We start from the raw sequence: 1,195 nt of genomic DNA, 5'->3' as shown, positions 1-1,195 counted from the left end.
ATGAATGATGTAAGGAGCAGGTTACTGCTCAACTGAAGCAAATTCATTTAGCTTCCCCCTCTTCCCGCAACTTTTGTCGATCCTCAAGTTCTGGTAGACCGACTTCCGTCAACGCGAGATTAGCTTCTTTTTGAAGCCCCAATGCATTTTTGTTCGTAAATCCAGCAATCTGGATCCGACCGTTCTTCTCTTTGAGCCAGAGACGACGGTGTGGCCAGTACATTCCGATCAATAGACCTGCCATGAAGATGATACCACCTGCAAACAGGAACGGTAGCGTCATATCTTTTTTAATCCGGACACCCGAGATGTTCGAGAGTTCCGTACCCGCGAATGCCATTTTGTACTGGTTCTCATCTCCACCGACGTTCAATTTGATCCCAATCAAACTCCGTTCACCTTTCGGATGTTCCGGTGACTTGATACTAAAGACGAAGGCTGGATTGACTGGACGTCCCGAGTTCGTCGTTGGCTGACCATCTTTAACGACGAAGTCCGGAAGGAAGTCCTTCAGTTCGACTTCATATCCATCTTTTAAAGCATATGTTTCTTTCGGATCACGCAAGTCGACTTTGATCGTATCGACGACTTTGTCCGTCTTCTGGTTGACGATATTAAACGACATCGTCTTGAATTCCGGATCTGCCGCGTATTGTTCCTGGAAGACTTGATAATCATCGAATTCGAATGGGCGGTTGACTGCCGTCTCACCTGACTTGATTTCTTCAAGCTTCGGTTTGAAATCGGATGTTTCGCCGACTTTCTTGTACAGCGTCATCTTCGTATCATAGTTCTTCGGTACGTTTCCGCCTGCTGCTTCAAGTGATTTCTTGAACTTCTCATCGACCTTCTCAGGATCATAGAACTCGATGTTGAACGCTTCATTTTTCAAGTAGTACTGATTGTCCGTCGCCTCGATCGGCAACGTCTCTCCTTCGCGGAGCCAAAGTAATTCATCTTCGTGCATCCCTGGTACGACTCGAAGCATCGCACCACCGAAGAATAAGACGAGTCCGATATGATTGATGTATGGACCCCATCGTCCGAAACGTTGCTTTTCCGCTAAGAGTGCCCCGTCTTGTCGACGGACTTTATAGCCTTTTTTCTCAAGCAACGGTGCGATCGCATCGATTTTTTTGACATCGCCAGTCGCTTCCGCGCCAAATCGCTGACCGTTCATGAAACGGTCCGACTG

General features: G+C 47.4%; 1 protein-coding gene. It reads right to left on the bottom strand.

Features of this window, described 5'->3' with window-relative positions:
- Positions 1 to 43: 43 nt before the first annotated feature.
- Positions 44 to 1,195 (bottom strand): cytochrome c biogenesis protein ResB (locus F8N00_RS18015; RefSeq protein ID WP_421018750.1); only part of this gene is annotated, 1,152 nt, incomplete at its 5' end.

Source organism: Exiguobacterium sp. A1_3_1, assembly GCF_048985645.1.
Lineage (GTDB): Bacteria > Bacillota > Bacilli > Exiguobacteriales > Exiguobacteriaceae > Exiguobacterium_A > Exiguobacterium_A indicum.
Note: the sequence above shows the minus strand (reverse complement) of the source record. Positions and strands in the feature narration are given on the sequence as shown.